Source organism: Roseivirga sp., from assembly GCF_034669765.1.
In the GTDB taxonomy this organism is placed as follows: Bacteria; Bacteroidota; Bacteroidia; order Cytophagales; family Cyclobacteriaceae; genus Roseivirga.
In genome coordinates this window covers 426,075-442,500 of sequence record NZ_JAXMOQ010000004.1, presented here as the reverse complement: position 1 = coordinate 442,500, position 16,426 = coordinate 426,075, and the positions used below count along the sequence as shown (strand labels likewise).

Annotated in this window: 13 protein-coding genes and 2 rRNA genes (1 of these 15 running past the window's edge); 6 read left to right on the top strand and 9 right to left on the bottom strand. The window is 41.3% G+C overall.

Going from position 1 to position 16,426, the window contains the following annotated elements; translation table 11 throughout:
* Positions 1-1,829: ribosomal RNA gene (locus VOI17_RS10695) — 23S ribosomal RNA — on the top strand; it begins 1,063 nt to the left of the window's first position.
* A gap of 99 nt (positions 1,830-1,928) precedes the next feature.
* Positions 1,929-2,040: ribosomal RNA gene (gene rrf / locus VOI17_RS10690) — 5S ribosomal RNA — on the top strand.
* Positions 2,041-2,257: 217 nt separating this feature from the next.
* On the opposite strand, the gene VOI17_RS10685 is transcribed toward rrf, so the two are convergent.
* On the bottom strand, positions 2,258-2,782 hold the full coding sequence (locus tag VOI17_RS10685) for an NAD(P)H-dependent oxidoreductase (protein ID WP_323757240.1): 525 nt from the start codon (positions 2,780-2,782) through the stop codon (positions 2,258-2,260).
* A 163-nt stretch (positions 2,783-2,945) separates the two neighbouring features.
* On the opposite strand from VOI17_RS10685, the gene VOI17_RS10680 reads away from it, so the two are divergent.
* Positions 2,946-3,764, top strand: a complete 819-nt coding sequence (locus VOI17_RS10680; RefSeq protein WP_323757239.1) for a purine-nucleoside phosphorylase — start codon at positions 2,946-2,948, stop codon at positions 3,762-3,764.
* Between the two features lie 140 nt (positions 3,765-3,904).
* Here VOI17_RS10680 and VOI17_RS10675 read toward each other — a convergent pair whose 3' ends face one another.
* Positions 3,905-4,219, bottom strand: a complete 315-nt coding sequence (locus VOI17_RS10675; RefSeq protein WP_323757238.1) for a YbjQ family protein — start codon at positions 4,217-4,219, stop codon at positions 3,905-3,907.
* A gap of 92 nt (positions 4,220-4,311) precedes the next feature.
* On the opposite strand from VOI17_RS10675, the gene VOI17_RS10670 reads away from it, so the two are divergent.
* Genes VOI17_RS10670 through gldG form a run of 3 tightly spaced genes read left to right on the top strand, consistent with a single transcriptional unit; the run spans position 4,312 to position 8,352 of the window.
* Complete coding sequence (locus VOI17_RS10670) at positions 4,312-5,013, top strand: SDR family oxidoreductase (protein WP_323757237.1); 702 nt, start codon at positions 4,312-4,314, stop codon at positions 5,011-5,013.
* Between the two features lie 23 nt (positions 5,014-5,036).
* Positions 5,037-5,963 (top strand): gliding motility-associated ABC transporter ATP-binding subunit GldA, encoded by a 927-nt coding sequence (gene gldA, locus VOI17_RS10665; protein ID WP_323757236.1) that lies wholly within the window; start codon positions 5,037-5,039, stop codon positions 5,961-5,963.
* Positions 5,947-8,352, top strand: a complete 2,406-nt coding sequence (gene gldG, locus VOI17_RS10660; RefSeq protein ID WP_323757235.1) for a gliding motility-associated ABC transporter substrate-binding protein GldG — start codon at positions 5,947-5,949, stop codon at positions 8,350-8,352. Before gldA ends, gldG begins: the two co-directional genes overlap by 17 nt.
* 44 nt (positions 8,353-8,396) lie before the next feature.
* Here gldG and VOI17_RS10655 read toward each other — a convergent pair whose 3' ends face one another.
* The 7 genes from VOI17_RS10655 to VOI17_RS10625 form a co-directional block, all read right to left on the bottom strand.
* Positions 8,397-8,714, bottom strand: coding sequence for a rhodanese-like domain-containing protein (locus tag VOI17_RS10655; RefSeq protein WP_323757234.1), 318 nt, complete (start codon positions 8,712-8,714; stop codon positions 8,397-8,399).
* A 61-nt stretch (positions 8,715-8,775) separates the two neighbouring features.
* On the bottom strand, positions 8,776-9,369 hold the full coding sequence (locus tag VOI17_RS10650; protein ID WP_323757233.1) for a bifunctional precorrin-2 dehydrogenase/sirohydrochlorin ferrochelatase: 594 nt from the start codon (positions 9,367-9,369) through the stop codon (positions 8,776-8,778).
* Complete coding sequence (gene cobA / locus VOI17_RS10645) at positions 9,359-10,132, bottom strand: uroporphyrinogen-III C-methyltransferase (RefSeq protein WP_323757232.1); 774 nt, start codon at positions 10,130-10,132, stop codon at positions 9,359-9,361. The genes VOI17_RS10650 and cobA overlap by 11 nt, the downstream gene beginning before the upstream one ends.
* Positions 10,132-12,276, bottom strand: a complete 2,145-nt coding sequence (locus VOI17_RS10640) for a HEPN domain-containing protein (protein WP_323757231.1) — start codon at positions 12,274-12,276, stop codon at positions 10,132-10,134. Before VOI17_RS10640 ends, cobA begins: the two co-directional genes overlap by 1 nt.
* A 285-nt stretch (positions 12,277-12,561) precedes the next feature.
* Positions 12,562-13,860: a dihydrolipoamide acetyltransferase family protein gene (locus VOI17_RS10635; protein WP_323757230.1), complete on the bottom strand. Its 1,299-nt coding sequence runs from the start codon at positions 13,858-13,860 to the stop codon at positions 12,562-12,564.
* Positions 13,861-13,937: 77 nt separating this feature from the next.
* Positions 13,938-15,185, bottom strand: a complete 1,248-nt coding sequence (locus VOI17_RS10630) for a competence/damage-inducible protein A (RefSeq protein ID WP_323757229.1) — start codon at positions 15,183-15,185, stop codon at positions 13,938-13,940.
* 8 nt (positions 15,186-15,193) lie between these two features.
* Positions 15,194-16,375 (bottom strand): O-succinylhomoserine sulfhydrylase, encoded by a 1,182-nt coding sequence (locus VOI17_RS10625; RefSeq protein WP_323757228.1) that lies wholly within the window; start codon positions 16,373-16,375, stop codon positions 15,194-15,196.
* Positions 16,376-16,426: the final 51 nt, after the last annotated feature.

Below are 16,426 nucleotides of genomic sequence, written 5' to 3'. Positions count from 1 at the left end.
AGTTGCATAGACAGCCAGGATGTTGGCTTGGAAGCAGCCATTCATTTAAAGAGTGCGTAACAGCTCACTGGTCGAGCGACAGGGCATCGATGATGATCGGGCATTAAGTATATCACCGAAGCTAAGGATTGTTCCAATTAATTGGAACACTGGTAGGGGAGCATTCTATTCTGCGATGAAGGTGCCTGGTAATGGGCATTGGAGCGTATAGAAAAGCAAATGTAGGCATAAGTAACGATAAGGCGGGTGAGAAACCCGCCCACCGATAGACTAAGGTTTCCTGATCAACGCTAATCGGATCAGGGTTAGTCGGGACCTAAGGCGAACCCGAAAGGGGTAGTCGATGGACAATTGGTTAATATTCCAATACTACCGTATTGAGTGATGGGGTGACGGAGTAGTGAAAGATCCGCGGACTGACGGAATAGTCCGTTAAAGGGTGTAGTTATAGGCAGTGTAGGCAAATCCGCACAGCTTGATGAACCTGATAGTACCACAATGCTTCGGCAGCGTGGATAGTGATCCTAATCAGACTTCCAAGAAAAACCTCTAAACATATTGATATGGTACCCGTACCGCAAACCGACACAGGTAGTCAAGGAGAGAATCCTGAGGTGCTCGAGTGATCCGTGGCTAAGGAACTAGGCAAAATGGCCCTGTAACTTCGGGAGAAGGGGCGCTTCCTCATGCTTGCATGAGAAGCCGCAGTGAATAGGCCCAGGCGACTGTTTAGCAAAAACACATGGCTTTGCGAAATCGAAAGATAAAGTATAAGGCCTGACACCTGCCCGGTGCTGGAAGGTTAAGGGGGGATGTTATCCGCAAGGAGAAGCATTGAACTGAAGCCCCAGTAAACGGCGGCCGTAACTATAACGGTCCTAAGGTAGCGAAATTCCTTGTCGGGTAAGTTCCGACCTGCACGAATGGTGTAACGATCTGGGCACTGTCTCAGCCACGAGCTCGGTGAAATTGTAGTAGCGGTGAAGATGCCGCTTACCCGCAACGGGACGAAAAGACCCCATGAACCTTTACTATAGCTTCACATTGGTATTGGGTAAATGATGTGTAGGATAGGCGGGAGACTTTGAAGGCGTGTCGCTAGGCATGTTGGAGTCGTTGGTGAAATACCGCCCTTTATTTATCTGGTGCCTAATCCGCGAATGCGGAGACAGTGTGTGGTGGGTAGTTTGACTGGGGTGGTCGCCTCCAAAAGAGTAACGGAGGCTTTCAAAGGTACCCTCAGTACGCTTGGTAACCGTACGCAGAGCGCAATAGCATAAGGGTGCTTGACTGTGAGGCCTACAAGCCGATCAGGGTCGAAAGACGGATATAGTGATCCGGTGGTTCCGCATGGAAGGGCCATCGCTCAAAGGATAAAAGGTACTCTGGGGATAACAGGCTGATCTCCCCCAAGAGCTCATATCGACGGGGAGGTTTGGCACCTCGATGTCGGCTCGTCACATCCTGGGGCTGGAGAAGGTCCCAAGGGTTGGGCTGTTCGCCCATTAAAGTGGCACGCGAGCTGGGTTCAGAACGTCGTGAGACAGTTCGGTCTCTATCTGTTGTGGGCGCGAGAAGTTTGAGAGGACCTGACCTTAGTACGAGAGGACCGGGTTGGACCAACCGCTGGTGTACCAGTTGTCCCGCCAGGGGCACTGCTGGGTAGCTACGTTGGGAAGAGATAAGCGCTGAAAGCATCTAAGTGCGAAACTCCCCTCAAGATGAGACTTCTTTAAAGGGACGTCAGAGATGATGACGTTGATAGGCTGCAGGTGTAAAGGCAGAGATGTCATAGCCGAGCAGTACTAATTACCCGTAAACTTTCCGTTGAAAGCCCTCTTTTTGTGTAATACTCTTACAGTTAATATGTCAATTTAGTAGTTCATACTGCTTATAAGAAATTAGATTCCTAATTGGGATTAAGATTTTATGGTGGCTATGGCGGTGGGGCCCACCTCTTTCCATTCCGAACAGAGAAGTTAAGCCCACCAGCGCTGATGGTACTGCCTTTACCGGTGGGAGAGTAGGTCGCTGCCAATTTATTATTAAAAACCCCGTGCTGTTAAGCAAGGGGTTTTTTTATGCCTATTTTTCTTCAGAAAAATGTAAACCTCTAAATATCAGAGAATCTAGTGTTCGGAAGTGTCCCGATTAGTGTGTCTAGAGGTTTTATAGCTATTCTAGACGCATTAACTATTATGTGGGTATAGGAATTCGACTGACTGAAACTATAAGTAAGCTGATCTATCAGACATGATCAGAACTCAATAAACTTATCTATCTGAGTGTTGATGAGTTGGTTGTATAAGGTGTTAGTGATTTTTCCATCAATAAAGTTTCTTTCAATGGCAGCTAGCTTAGGCTTAAGCGCAAATACATGCATTCCTAAGTAATTGAAAATATCAGTAAGGTGCGACATAGCAAATACACCACCTTGAACTCCAGATGAAATCCCCACTAATGCAGCTTTCTTATCTCTTACACCCTCAGGATACTTTAGCCCGTCAATGAATGTTTTTAATACCCCAGGAAAGGAACCATTGTACTCAGGGACAATGAAGAGGAGTTTATTAGCTGCGTGTACTTTATTTCGCATAGCATTGAAAATTTCATTACTGCCGTTGTTTTCATATAGAGCAGTGCCAGTAAAGTCGTGTGGAAGATCGACAAGGTCAACAATGTTTGTATCTACACCTTTTTCCAGAAAAATGGATTGGTAATAGTTGGCTATTTGTCTGCTTACTGAATTATTGCGATTGGTACCTACTACTATTGTGATCATGCTTGGGTTTTATTTTCATTCGAAATTAGTGTCTTTGCATTAAAACACATAGAACTCTATTCTATTTATAGAAGTATGAGAATGGAATTAAGTTTTGAACTGTAAAGTTCCTGTCCAAATGAATTCTTTTGCATCTTTGAAGCTTTAAAACATATCTAGCATAATGGAGTACACCAAGCAAATATTTCAAGCACTGAATTATGTTCAATCTACGGTTGAGTTTCAACCTGAATTTGGAATCATCTTAGGCACAGGTTTAGGAGCTTTGGTAGATAAGATTGAGATACAACATACTATTGAGTATAAAGAGATACCTCACTTTCCAGTTTCTACGGTAGAGAGCCACAGTGGTAGGCTGATTTTTGGTGAGCTCTCTGGAAAGAAGGTGGTTGCCATGCAAGGTCGTTTTCATTATTATGAAGGCTATGACATGAAGGAGGTTACTTTTCCTGTTCGGGTGTTGAAGCTTTTAGGGATTAAGAAACTCTTCGTTTCAAATGCTGCGGGTGGTGTAAATCTGAATTTTCAGGTGGCTGATTTAATGATTATTGAAGATCACATCGATTTAACGAAGGATAACCCTCTAACTGGAGCTAACCTCGATGAGTTTGGTGGACGTTTTCCCGATATGAGTGAGCCTTATGAGAGGAAAATGATTAATCAAGCTCTAGAGATTGCTATAAAGGAAGGTATTAGATGTCATGAAGGTGTATACGCTGGTGTGAGTGGCCCTAATTTGGAAACTAGGGCTGAATACCGATTTCTTAAGATAATTGGAGCAGATGCTGTTGGAATGTCTACTGTGCCAGAAGTGATTGTGGCAAGACATATGAACTTGCCTGTGTTTGCGGTATCTGCTATTACGGATTTGTGTGATCCAGATCATTTAGAAGTTGCCGAGCTTTCTAAAATATTAGCCGCTGCTGCAAAGGCCGAGAAAGGAATGACTACTCTATTACAGAAGTTGATTGCGATACAGTAATTATTAATTACTGCGTTTTTCAAATTCTTCGTTATTGCGTTGATTGATTCGTTTTTTTATACCAAAAGCTATTCTGACAGCGATTACAACCCAAATTGTGATTGCTGTCCATATAATTAAAGCTGCCATTTTTAAATGAATTATTTCAGCTTAACTGCTGTTCCATAAGCTAGAATTTCGGCAGTGCCTTGCATAATCATTGCGGTTGTAAACCTAACGTTGATAATGGCATCAGCCCCCAGTTTTTCAGCATCCTTCGTCATTCTATAAATGGCCTCTTCTCTTGATTCTGCTTGTAGTTGAGTGTATTCATTTATTTCGCCACCAACTAAATTTTTAAAACCAGCGAAGATATCTCTCCCTACATTCCGAGCCCTTACCGTGCTTCCTCTAGCAATACCTACAATCTCTATAATTTCTTTATTGGGAACAAAATCTGTGGTGGATAGTATCATTTTCTTTTTTTTTAGAAGTTACTAAAAATTCATTTTAAGATTAACATGGTGCCAAAGTTCCATAATCAGTTTTAGCTTGTTAATTTCACGCTATGGATATTAAAGGGAAAGTGGCCATAGTAACTGGCGTGAGTAAAGGGATTGGATTTGAAACCGTCAAGCAATTATTGGCTGAAGGGGCCATTGTAGCTGGCTGGGGGAGAACTTCACCTAAATTAGATGATCCTAACTTCCATTTTTTCAAGACAGATGTTTCTGATTGGGAGAATGTTCAATCTTCTTATAAGGCCACTTCTGACAAACTTGGACAAACCAGTATTTTAGTGAATAATGCTGGAATGGGTTACCAAGGGCTTATTCATGAAATGGATGTAACTGAATGGAAGGAGATGTATGATATCAATGTCCATGGATTGTTTTACTGTATTAAAGTAGCCGTACCCAGTATGATTGAACTGGGAGAAGGACATATTGTTAATATATCTTCCATCGCTGGAACGAGTGGTATTAAAACGATGTCGGGGTATGCGGGGACAAAACACGCGGTTCGAGGAATTTCTCATTCTATTTTTCAAGAATTGAGGGAGCACGGAATTAAGGTAACAACAATCTACCCAGGCTCAACAAACACCAATTTCTTCGATAGTATTGAATTGGCAAATGCTAATGATAATATGATGCGACCTCAAGACATAGCAAGCTCTATTGTTCAGTCCGTTCAGACTTTTGCAAATTACCATGTAGTAGATGTAGAAGTTCGTCCTTTATGGCCAAAAGGAAAGCCCAATAAATAATATTACGCTCCGTTAAGGATTCAATGTCGATACAGGTAAAGCAACTCACTAAAATTTACGGACAACAGAAAGCTGTTGATGGAATCTCTTTTGAAGTACACAAAGGAGATATTCTTGGCTTTCTGGGCCCCAATGGTGCTGGTAAATCGACCACAATGAAAATTGCGACAGGTTACTTACCACCTTCTGAAGGTGAAGTGATAGTTAATGGGTTTGATATTGTGAAGGATTCTAAAAAGGCTAGAGCAATCATTGGTTATTTACCCGAGCACAATCCGCTGTACTTAGATATGTTCGTTCATGAGTATTTGGCTTTCATAGCTTCGCTCCATCAAATAAAAGGTGAGAAGAGAAAAAAGAGAATTGCTGAAATGATCGAACGTTGTGGCTTAACACGTGAGCAGAACAAGAAAATAGATTCGCTTTCGAAAGGTTATAGACAAAGAGTGGGTTTGGCGCAGGCATTATTGCATGACCCAGAAGTACTTATTCTAGACGAACCCACCACTGGTTTGGATCCAAATCAGTTGGCTGAAATACGAAGCTTAATTAAGCAAATCAGTAAAGATAAGACAGTGATTCTTTCGACTCATATTATGCAAGAAGTGAAAGCTTTGTGTAATCGAGTGGTCATTATAAACCAAGGTAAAATTGTGGCCAACGATTCGGTTGCTCATTTAACTTCAGGAGCAATGCAGGTTTTACATGTTGAATTGTCTAAACCAATTGAGCTAAAAGCTATTTCTGAAATTAGAGATTTCAAGTTTAAGGGTCTAGGTGCTGGGAAGTATCAAATTACATCAAAGGATAACAAAGATATTCGGGAACGATTTTTTAAACTGGCTTCTGAAAGAAACTGGGTGATTTTAGGAATGCAACTGATTGAGCAAGACTTAGAGCAGATTTTCTACGACTTAACTAACCAACAGAGCAATGTGGGCGATTTATAAAAAGGAAGTCCAGCAGTTTCTGAATTCGTTGGTCGCTTATGTGGTGATTGGTGTTTTTCTTTCTGGTATTGGTTTGTTGATGTGGGTTTTTCCTGAAACCAGCGTACTCGATTACGGTTACGCTCAGCTCGACACGCTATTCTCACTTGGCCCTTTCGTTTACATGTTCCTTATTCCGGCCATTACCATGCGGATGTTGGCTGAAGAACGAAAATCAGGGACATTAGAATTATTACTTACCCGGCCATTGAGCGATTTTCAGATCATTTTAGGGAAGTACATGGCTGCTTTCACTTTGGTGATTTTCTCAGTACTTCCCACACTTGTCTATTATTACTCTGTGTATCAGCTCGGAAACCCAGCAGGGAATTTAGATACGCCTGGGATTATTGGATCTTATATAGGGCTTATTTTATTGGGTGGTGTATTTACATCCATTGGGCTATTTGCATCCGCACTCAGCGAAAATCAAATTGTAGCTTTCATTCTGGCCGTATTCTTCTGCTTCTTTACGTTCACTGGCATAAGCGCATTGGCCGATATATTCACTGGTCAAACCGCACTTTATATTGATGAAATGAGCCTTTCATTTCATTACGATGCCATGAGCCGCGGCCTGATTGATTCAAGAAACCTTGTGTATTTCTTAAGCACTATTACTATTGTTTTGCTGCTTACTTCACTCAAGTTTGCTGCGCGAAGAATGTCATTCAAACCCCACAGGATAAAGGCTATCAGAGTATTTGGATTGGGTTTATTTGTTGTGTTTGCGGTCAATGTAGTTGCTGCCAATTTCTTTTGGAGGTTCGATTTGACCGAAGAAAAACGATATACACTTCAAGACCCTACAAAGGAATTATTGAGGAAACTAAATCAGCCTTTACATGTCGAAGTTTTATTGGGAACGGATTTACCTACCGAATTTCAGCGTTTTCAAAAATCTATTGTGGAAACCATAGAAGAGCTGGGTGTTTATAGCAATCAGCCTATTTACTATTCAATTAACGACCCCGGAGCCGCTTCTACGGAAACAGAGCGGAATAAGAATTATCAGGCTTGGATGGACTCGGGGCTGTCGCCCACTAGAATCTTTGACAATGATAATGGAACAGATGTTCAGAAGCTTATTTTCCCTTATGTGGTGCTTCGTTATGGAGATCGAACTTCGAGTGTTTTATTGCTGAAAGGGAACCAAGGGGCGTCATTTGAAGCAAAGCTTAATCAATCACTGGAAGGAATTGAATATGAACTGGCGACTGGAATTCAGCGCATTGCTGATATTGACAGAAAGCGCATAGGCTTGCTTCAGGGGCATGGGGAACTTGATTCTTTGAACATCTATTGGTTTGCTCGTGATTTTTCTGAAGCGTTCGATATTGTGCCTGTCAATTTGAGTGAGACAGAGGAGTTGAAAAACTTCGATGTCATTATTATGGCAAAGCCTACCAAGGCTTTTTCTAGGGAAGATAAATTCAAGATTGATCAACATTTGATGCATGGCGGAAAGGCCATTTTCATGGTAGACGCCCTCGGAGTAGATATGCGTCAAGCGGGGGGAGTAGGGACTTTTGGGTTGCCATACACGCTAGATCTGGATGATCTGTTTTTTCGTTACGGAATTAGGTTGAAAAAGGATTTTGTGTTAGACGTACAAAATTTTGGTCGATACCCAGTATTGATGGACGATTCTCAAACAATTACGAATTTACGCTGGCCATTTTTCTTTGGTGCCTCATGGTTCAGCGAACATCCGATTACACGAAATTTGGATGCGATATACACGCGATTTACCAGTACGTTGGATACTGTAGCGGCTCAAGGCATTAAGAAAACTCCATTGATGTTCACCTCACAATACACCAGAATATTGAATGCGCCTGCTCCAGTTTCGTTTGAGGAAATTGCAGCAGAGAATGAACCAAGCCTTTATCAAGGCGGGCAACACCCTATTGCTTATTTGTTAGAAGGGGAATTTGAGAGCCTTTTCAAAAATAGAGTTTTACCTAAAGAGGGAGTGAACACTATCGATTTCAAATCTGACAGCCCAGATACCAAAATTCTTATAGTTGGCGATGGGGATATTATTAGAAATGAAATGCAGCGAGGAGTACCACTCGATTTGGGCTTTAACCCTTATGCTGAAGGACAAGAGAAAACAGTATTCGCGAATAAAGATTTTATGATGAATGCGCTGATGTATTTGATGGATGATGATGGGCTGATTCAGGCGAGGAACAAAGAGATTAAGCTGAGGCCATTGGATAGAATTAGGGCACAAAATGAGAAGTTGAAATGGCAGTTGATCAACCTTGTTGGCCCAATTGTTTTGTTGGTGCTCTTCGGCCTGATTCGCAATTTTATTCGCGTTAGAAAATATAGCCGGTTTTAAGTTTTCAGAAGGTCGAAATTCATTCAACCTTCTGAATGAATAGCTTAGTATTTGGTTAAGCTATTGTCAATTTCATCGGCATAAGCCAAAATTCCGCCTTTGAGGTTATAGAGGTTTTCGAAACCATGATTCTGCTCTAACCAGCTGATCACATCTCCGCTACGTTTTCCACTACGGCAGTGAATCACCACTTTTTTATCTCGGCTGATATTGTCTACGTTACCTGGAATGGTGTTCATTGGAATCAATTCTCCACCAATTTCGGCTATGTTAAATTCGTTTTGTTCCCTTACATCAATCAACTGAAAATCGGCTCCTGATGCTTTTAGTTCTGCTAGTTCCTTTACGGTTGTTTCTTTCATAATACTATATAGACCAATGATTGTAACTGGAATTGAAAATTAATGAATTAAGATTGAATAGTTAGGGTCTTGAACCCTTTTGTGTATCAACCAAATCTTTTGTCAGTTTGTTGAGCGTTTTTACTTTGCAACTGAAATCGCCATCAATTCCGTTACGGATGAGCTGCATGTTTGAAATAAGGTCGTCTAGTTCATCGGGTAATAGTTCGTTAAAAAACTCACGCAGCCGTTTGGCTATTGTAGGTGACCTCCCGTTGGTAGAGATACCAATTTTTAAGTCACCCTTGGTAACAATACTTCCCATATAGAAATCGCATAGTTCAGGTGTGTCAGCTACATTGACTAGAATACCCCTTTCTTTTGCTTCTTTCTGGATAAGACGATTCAATTTATGGTCTTCGGTGGCAATAATAGCGAGCTGCATCTCAGTTAAGTCTTCATTGAAAAAACCACGTTCTATTAATTCTACCGAAGTGTGTTTGTGTGCTAATGTTTTGATTTCCTCCTTGATTCCCTTCCCTACCAATGTCACTTTAGCGCTAGGGCTACTTTTTAAAAGAAAAGTTAATTTCTCAAGCGCTACTTTACCACCTCCAACAATTAGAATATTGAAAGAGTCTGCTTTTATAAATATAGGGTATAGTTCATTCGCCATAAGTAAGTACTTGTTGTTGAGTTAAAGGAATAACCTCTGCTTTGTAAAGGTTTACTGTTTCTCCGATTATGATAATGGCGGGTGCACCAATGTCATTCGCTTTTGCCTTTTTCTGAATATTATCAATGGTGCCATGAACCATTTTCTCGGTTGGCAATGTTCCGTTTTGAATAATAGCGATTGGAGTTTCTCCTTTCTTTTCTTGTTGAAAAATCTGGCAAATTTCAGTCAGTTGTTTTGTACCCATTAGAATCACTATGGTGGCCGATGATTGTGCAGCAATGGCAATGTCAGGAGATAATTCACCTGTACTAGTAGTGCCGGTAGTTACCCAATAACTTTGGTTAATTCCTCTGGAAGTAAGCGGAATGTTTTGTAGCGCAGGAACCGCGTGAGCACTACTAATTCCCGGTATCATGGCGGTAGAAAGGCCATGTTTTTCGGCATAAGCAATTTCTTCGAAACCACGACCGAAAATAAAGGGATCACCTCCTTTGAGTCGGACTACATGGCCTTTCTCATGTGCAAAGTATACAATCAACTCGTTGATGGCATCTTGGGTATGGCTATGCTTTCCAACCCTTTTTCCTACATAAATTAATTCGGCTCGTTGAGAGGCGTATGTTAAGAGTCCTTTGCCCACTAAGGCATCGTAAAGAATAACATCGGCTTCAACAATGGCTTTAATGCCTTTGACGCTAATCAAGTCTGGATCGCCTGGGCCTGCGCCCACTAGGGTTAGTTTTGGATGTGTTTTGTGCATTAGGCTTTATAAAAATCAGTGATTACGGTTTTGTCGACACCATTAGCATTGGACAATTGTTGACTCCTGTAGATGTTGGCTTTTGAAAGAAAATCTCCTGCGGCTAGATAGAAGTGGTGAGCAAATTCCTCTGAAGGTTCGTTCTTATTGATTTGCAGTACAAGGTCTTCGAATGAGGTCTCAAATTGAAATGGCACTTTGTTAGCGAACGTTTGATCAAAACTTTGGAGAATGCCAATCTGAGTGTTGCAGCTTACATCTTGACTTAATAAGAGCGCTTTGGCTGCAATTACAAAAGCATTGTAGCTATTGTAAATGGCATCGGCATAAATGCCTTCTTCTATTCCTTCTTTCGACCAATCGAGTCTTTCTTTAGCTTCTTCAATTACAGTCTGAATCACATCTAGGGTTATACTGGCGCATTCGCCCACCCCAATTTCGGGACTAAAACTTTCGGATTTACCCCAGTCTACATAGTCCGATGCCTTAAGTGTTTGCACATCTGCAAAGGGTTTGAGTAAATGATAGAAATGCATTTTCCCAAAGCGCTGATAGAAATCGTTGAAATACTCTCCCTCATTAGCTTTCTCTTCGAACTCGTGAAGAAGGTAATACAAAGCCAAAGGAATTTTCTTGGTAGGAACTTTAATTATTTTTTCGGCAATAAAACCTTCACCACTTGGAGAAACCCCACCACCAATAACCACTTGCATGGCTGGAATAACGAGTGTGTCATTCTTAATGGAACTACCGTGAAAGCCAATATTTGCGGCCATATGCTGGCCACATGCATTCATACATCCACTGATCTTTATTTTGATAAACGATTCATCGATTAAATGCTTAAACTCATTATTGAGCATTTGCTCAAGTGTTGTAGTCAAAGCAGTGCTATTGGTCACTGCTAAATTACAAGTGTCTGAACCAGGGCAAGAGGTAATGTCGTGTGTGGAATTGAATCCAGGTTTTGCTAGGCCAAGCTTCGTTAATTCTTGAAATAGTAGGGGGAGAAGGTCTTGACGAACATACTTGATGAGTAGGCCTTGATTTACGGTTACTCGAATATCATCCGCGGCATGCTTTTGGACTAATTTCGCTAAAGATTTCGCGGTTGATGAGTGAATATCTCCCAAAGAAACCCGTACCCAAATCCCAAAATAGTCTTTCTGCTTTTGAGGGAAGGTATTGGTCCGTTGCCAATTTTTAAACGCTTGCCAGTCTTCAATGTCTATTTTTTGGACTTCCATTTGCGCTGGAATCAATACTTCCCCATAAGAATTGTTAACCTTGAATGATTGTACCTTTAGTGCTTTTTGTTCTTCGGCAACGAGTTTCAACAATTGATCGAAGCCAATCTTTTTCACCAAAAACTTCATTCTGGCTTTATTGCGATTGGTTCGTTCACCATAACGATCGAATACGCGGATTACGGCCTCGGTAAAAGGAATGAACTGATCGGCTGGTAGAAATTCATGTGCGGTTTGAGCGGTCATTGATACGGCCCCTAATCCACCTCCAAGCACTACTTTAAAGCCCTTGATGTTCTGTCCGTTCTCTTCCGTGAGTTTAGGAATAAACCCGATGTCATGAAAATAAGTGTAAGCAGAATCTTTGTCGTCTGAGGCAAAGGCAATCTTAAACTTTCTGCCCATATCTTGACAAATGGGGTTTCGAAGAAAATAATGTGTTAACTCATGGGCATAGGGAGTGATGTCGAATGGTTCGTTTGGGTTGATACCAGCATCTGGCGAAGCAGTTACGTTTCTTACGGTATTCCCGCAGGCACCCCTTAGTGTGATTTGCTCTTCTTCTAATTCAGCCCATAGGGCAGGAGAGTCTTGCATTTTAACAAAGTGCAACTGAATGTCTTGACGTGTGGTAAGATGCAAGTTACCTGTCGCATACTTATCAGATACCTCCGCAATCTTGATCAACTGGTTGGGAGTTACTTTTCCGTAGGGTAACTTAATTCGGATCATTTGAACTCCAGGCTGACGTTGGCCATAAACTCCCCTCGTTAGACGGAAGAGTTTAAACTTATCCTCTTCAATTTGACCTTGCCTGAACTTGTTAATTTTTGATTTTAGCTCAATAATATCTCTTTTGGCAGCTGTACTTACTTTTGGCGAAATATATGAATTCATGTTGTCGGCTCTCTGGGGCTAATTTGAGTACAAAGAAAGTGAAAGAGTATAAAATCTACCAAATTAGTAGGGTAATAATTAATAAAAAAATATAGATAGTTAGGAGATCTTCTCATTATTCAAGCAGTTTAACTAAACCGGCCATATTGATAGAGGACTGGTGGTCTTCACTAAGTTTCATAGTAAACACCAAGAACGGTGTTTGTTGTTTTAAAAGAAAAGCTAAACAAAAAGCCTCAACCATTTCTGATTGAGGCCTTAAAAAAAGCTCGATAAGTTCTAAATTTATAAAGTTTGCTTAGGGTCGAATTTCTCTAAATAATCAGCCACTCTTCTTACAAGCATGCCTCCTAAAGATCCGTCTACAACTCTGTGATCGTAAGAATGGGAAAGGAACATTTTATGACGTATAGCAATAGCATCGCCAGAAGGTGTTTCGATTACTGCTGGTTTTTTAACCACTGCGCCTAGCGCCATAATAGCAACTTGAGGCTGCATGATGATAGGAGTCCCCATTACGTTTCCAAAAGAACCTACATTTGAAACAGTGAACGTGCCACCTTGCAAGTCGTCTGGCGTTAGCTTGTTTTCACGTGCTTTTTTGGCCAAAGCGTTTACCTTCTTAGTAAGCCCAGTCAAGTTGTATTGATCGGCCCTGTGTATTACAGGAACAATGAGGTTACCGCTTGGAAGGGCTACTGCCAAACCAATATTAATATCTTTTTTCTTAATGATTCTGGTGCCGTCTACCTGAATGTTGATCATTGGGTAGTCTTTTATCGCCTTTACAATAGCTTCGATAAAGATAGGTGTGAAGGTGATTGGCTCGCCTTCTCTTTCCATAAAGCTATTTTTCACTTTGTTTCTCCACGCAACAACATTTGATACATCCGCTTCAACAAAAGAGGTGACGTGCGGAGAAATACGCTTAGAGTCTACCATACGTTCAGCAATCATCTTACGCATTCTATCCATTTCGATGATTTCATCTTCACCAGAAATCGAAATAGGCATTTGTTTAGGAGCTGACTGCATTGGAGCAGATGGTGCTGTTTGAGTCGGAGCAGGTGCTACGCCTCCTTGTGGCCTGTTTTTTACATAGGCCAAAATATCTTTCTTAGTGACTCTGTCTTCTCTGCCTGTGCCAGGAACTCTCTCCAATTCATTCATAGGAATGCCTTCTTCACGGGCGATGTTCATTACCAATGGAGAATAGAATCGGTCTCCCGCAGGTTTATCTAGTACTGCCGCTTGCCCATTCGAGGCCGCTGCTGCAGGTTTTTCGTTTGCTGAAGTCACTTTAGGAGTTGCCGCAACAGGAGCTGAGTCGCCACTACCAGAAGCTTCGGTTTCAATTCTGGCAATTGGAGCTCCTACAGGAACTACATCGCCTTCCTTCACCAATATTTCTTTTAAAACACCCGCATGAATGGCAGGCACTTCAGTATCAACCTTATCTGTGGCTACTTCCAATACAGACTCATCGGCTTCAATTGTATCGCCTTCTTGTTTTAGCCAAGTCAAGACCGTGCCCTCCATTATACTCTCGCCCATTTTAGGCATCACCATTTCTACAAGTGCCATATTCTTATGTTCTTAGAGATTAAAAACGTTTGTATTAAAAAGACAAAAATAGCATTAAACCAAATATTATCAATGTTCTATTGGTTCAAACTTTTTCTAACCAAATTTAATACTGAAATTTCTGTCAATTCAATATTTAATATTCTATTCTGTGTTAATTGAAGTCTTTTGGTTATGGTTTGTTTGCCGTCAGCAAAGGCAATCCACACCGTTCCGACTGGTTTTTCTTCCGAACCACCGTCTGGCCCAGCAATTCCGCTGCTGGCCACACCGATATCAGAGTTGAACTTCTCTCTTATTCTTTCGGCCATTTCCTTAACACATTCTTCGCTTACTGCGCCATGTTTTTCAAGGGTGGAAGCCTTAACACCTAACACGTCAATTTTAAATTGGTTGTGGTAAGGTACAATTCCGCCTTGAAAGTAAGCAGATGATCCGGGAATTTGAGTGATTTTATGTTGAATAAATCCACCCGAACAACTTTCTGCTAGGGCAATTGTTTTCTTTTGAGCAATAAGTAGCTGCCCAATCGCTTCCTCTAGACTTGTTCCATCATAGCCATATATGTATTTCCCTGCTAGAGGAATGAACTTATTAATGAGTTGTTGCACATTCTTTTCTAGCTGGATACGATCTTCACCAATGGCGGTAAGTCTTAATTTCACATGTCCTACGCTCGGAAGGTAAGCCAAACGAATGTGCGGGGGAAGAGCATCCTCCCAAATTTTAATTTTTTCAGCCAGAAAGGACTCACCAATCCCTACTGTTTTAATCACCTTATGGTAAATCACAGGGGTTTGAAAGAAGTCACGAACTTTAGGGATAACAAACTCCTTCATGACGTTCTTCATCTCATGCGGCACACCCGGCATGGAAACAAAGATTTTTCCATTTCTCTCATACCAAGTACAAGGGGCTGTTCCCAAAGAATTATGAATTACTTCAGCGATTTCTGGCACCAAAGCTTGCCTTTTGTTCATTTCAGTAAACTCTCTTCCGCGCTTTTCGAAGAAGTCCTTTACATGGGCTAAAACACTGGCGTTTTCAATAACCTTGCAACCAAAATATTTCGCCAAGGTAGGCATAGTAAGGTCATCATTGGTAGGGCCCAACCCACCAGTAATCAAAACTAAGTCTGCACAGCTTTCGGCTTCGGTAAAGGCGTGCAGAATGTCAGGTTCATTGTCTCCAACCGTAGTTTTTCTGACTACTCTAATTCCAAGCAGATCGAGTTCAGCACTCATCCATTGGGCATTGGTGTCTAAAATTTGACCATAAAGGATTTCATCTCCAATGGTTAGAATTTCGGCAGTTATATTTTTCATATGGAGAATTATTGGGCGGCTTCTAAGGCCTGCTCAATATCATTTATAATGTCTGTGATGTGCTCTAAACCTACTGAAACGCGAATCAGTTCCGGAGTAATCCCCACTTTCATTCTTTCTTCTTCCGAGAGTTTGGCGTGCGTAGTAGAAGAGGGATGCGTTACAATGGTTCGGCTATCTCCCAAATTGGCGGTAAGTGAGCACATTTTAATGTTGTTCAAAAATGTTCTTCCGTTTTCTAAGCCTCCTTTGATGCCAAAAGCAACCACTGCTCCGCCCGCTTTCATTTGCTTTTTTGCAACCTCATACATGGGGTGCGACTTCAAGAATGGGTATTTGACCCACTCTACGAATTCTGATTTTTCGAGAAACTCAGCAAGTTTGAGTGCATTTTCTGAATGGCGATCCATGCGTACAGCTAAGGTCTCTAAGCTTTTAGAAATTACCCAAGCATTGAAGGCTGATAAAGCTGGGCCAGTACTTCTGCTAAAGGCATAGATTTCATCAATCATTTCTTTTTTCCCTACAGTAACCCCTCCCATTACGCGCCCTTGTCCATCCATAAATTTAGTGGCTGAATGAATGACTAAGTCGGCTCCGTATTGAATTGGCTGTTGCAGGTAAGGAGTGGCAAAGCAATTGTCGACTACTAAAATGAGCTTATGAGTTTTGGCGAAATTGCCCAACCATTCTAAATCAATAATATCTACCGCAGGATTTGTAGGGGTTTCTACATATAAAATTTTTGTATTAGGTTGAACGGCTTTTCCCCAATCGCTGGTGTTGTTAATGTCTACGTAAGTAGTATCGATTTTCCATTTGGGCAATATTTTACCGAAAATGGTATGGGTTGAACCAAAAATGGAGCGACAAGAAATAATATGGTCTCCAGAGGAAAGTAAGGCAGCGAAAGTGGAGAAAATAGCTGCCATGCCTGAAGCAAAAGCATAGCCTGCTTCTGCGTTTTCCATTTTACAGACTTTGTCTACAAATTCCTGAAGGTTTGGATTACTGAAACGGCTATAAATATTCTTATCGTTTTCACCAGCAAATGCAGCACGCATTTCTTCTGCATCTTGATAGGTAAAGCTAGAAGTAAGGTACATAGGAGTAGAATGCTCCTGTGCATGAGTCCCTTCAATTTGAGTGCGGATTGCCTCGGTTTCGAATTGTTTTTTTTTCTCTTTCATTCAAATCATTTCTTGCCCAAATATACAGTTCCAAACAGCTACTGAAAAGAA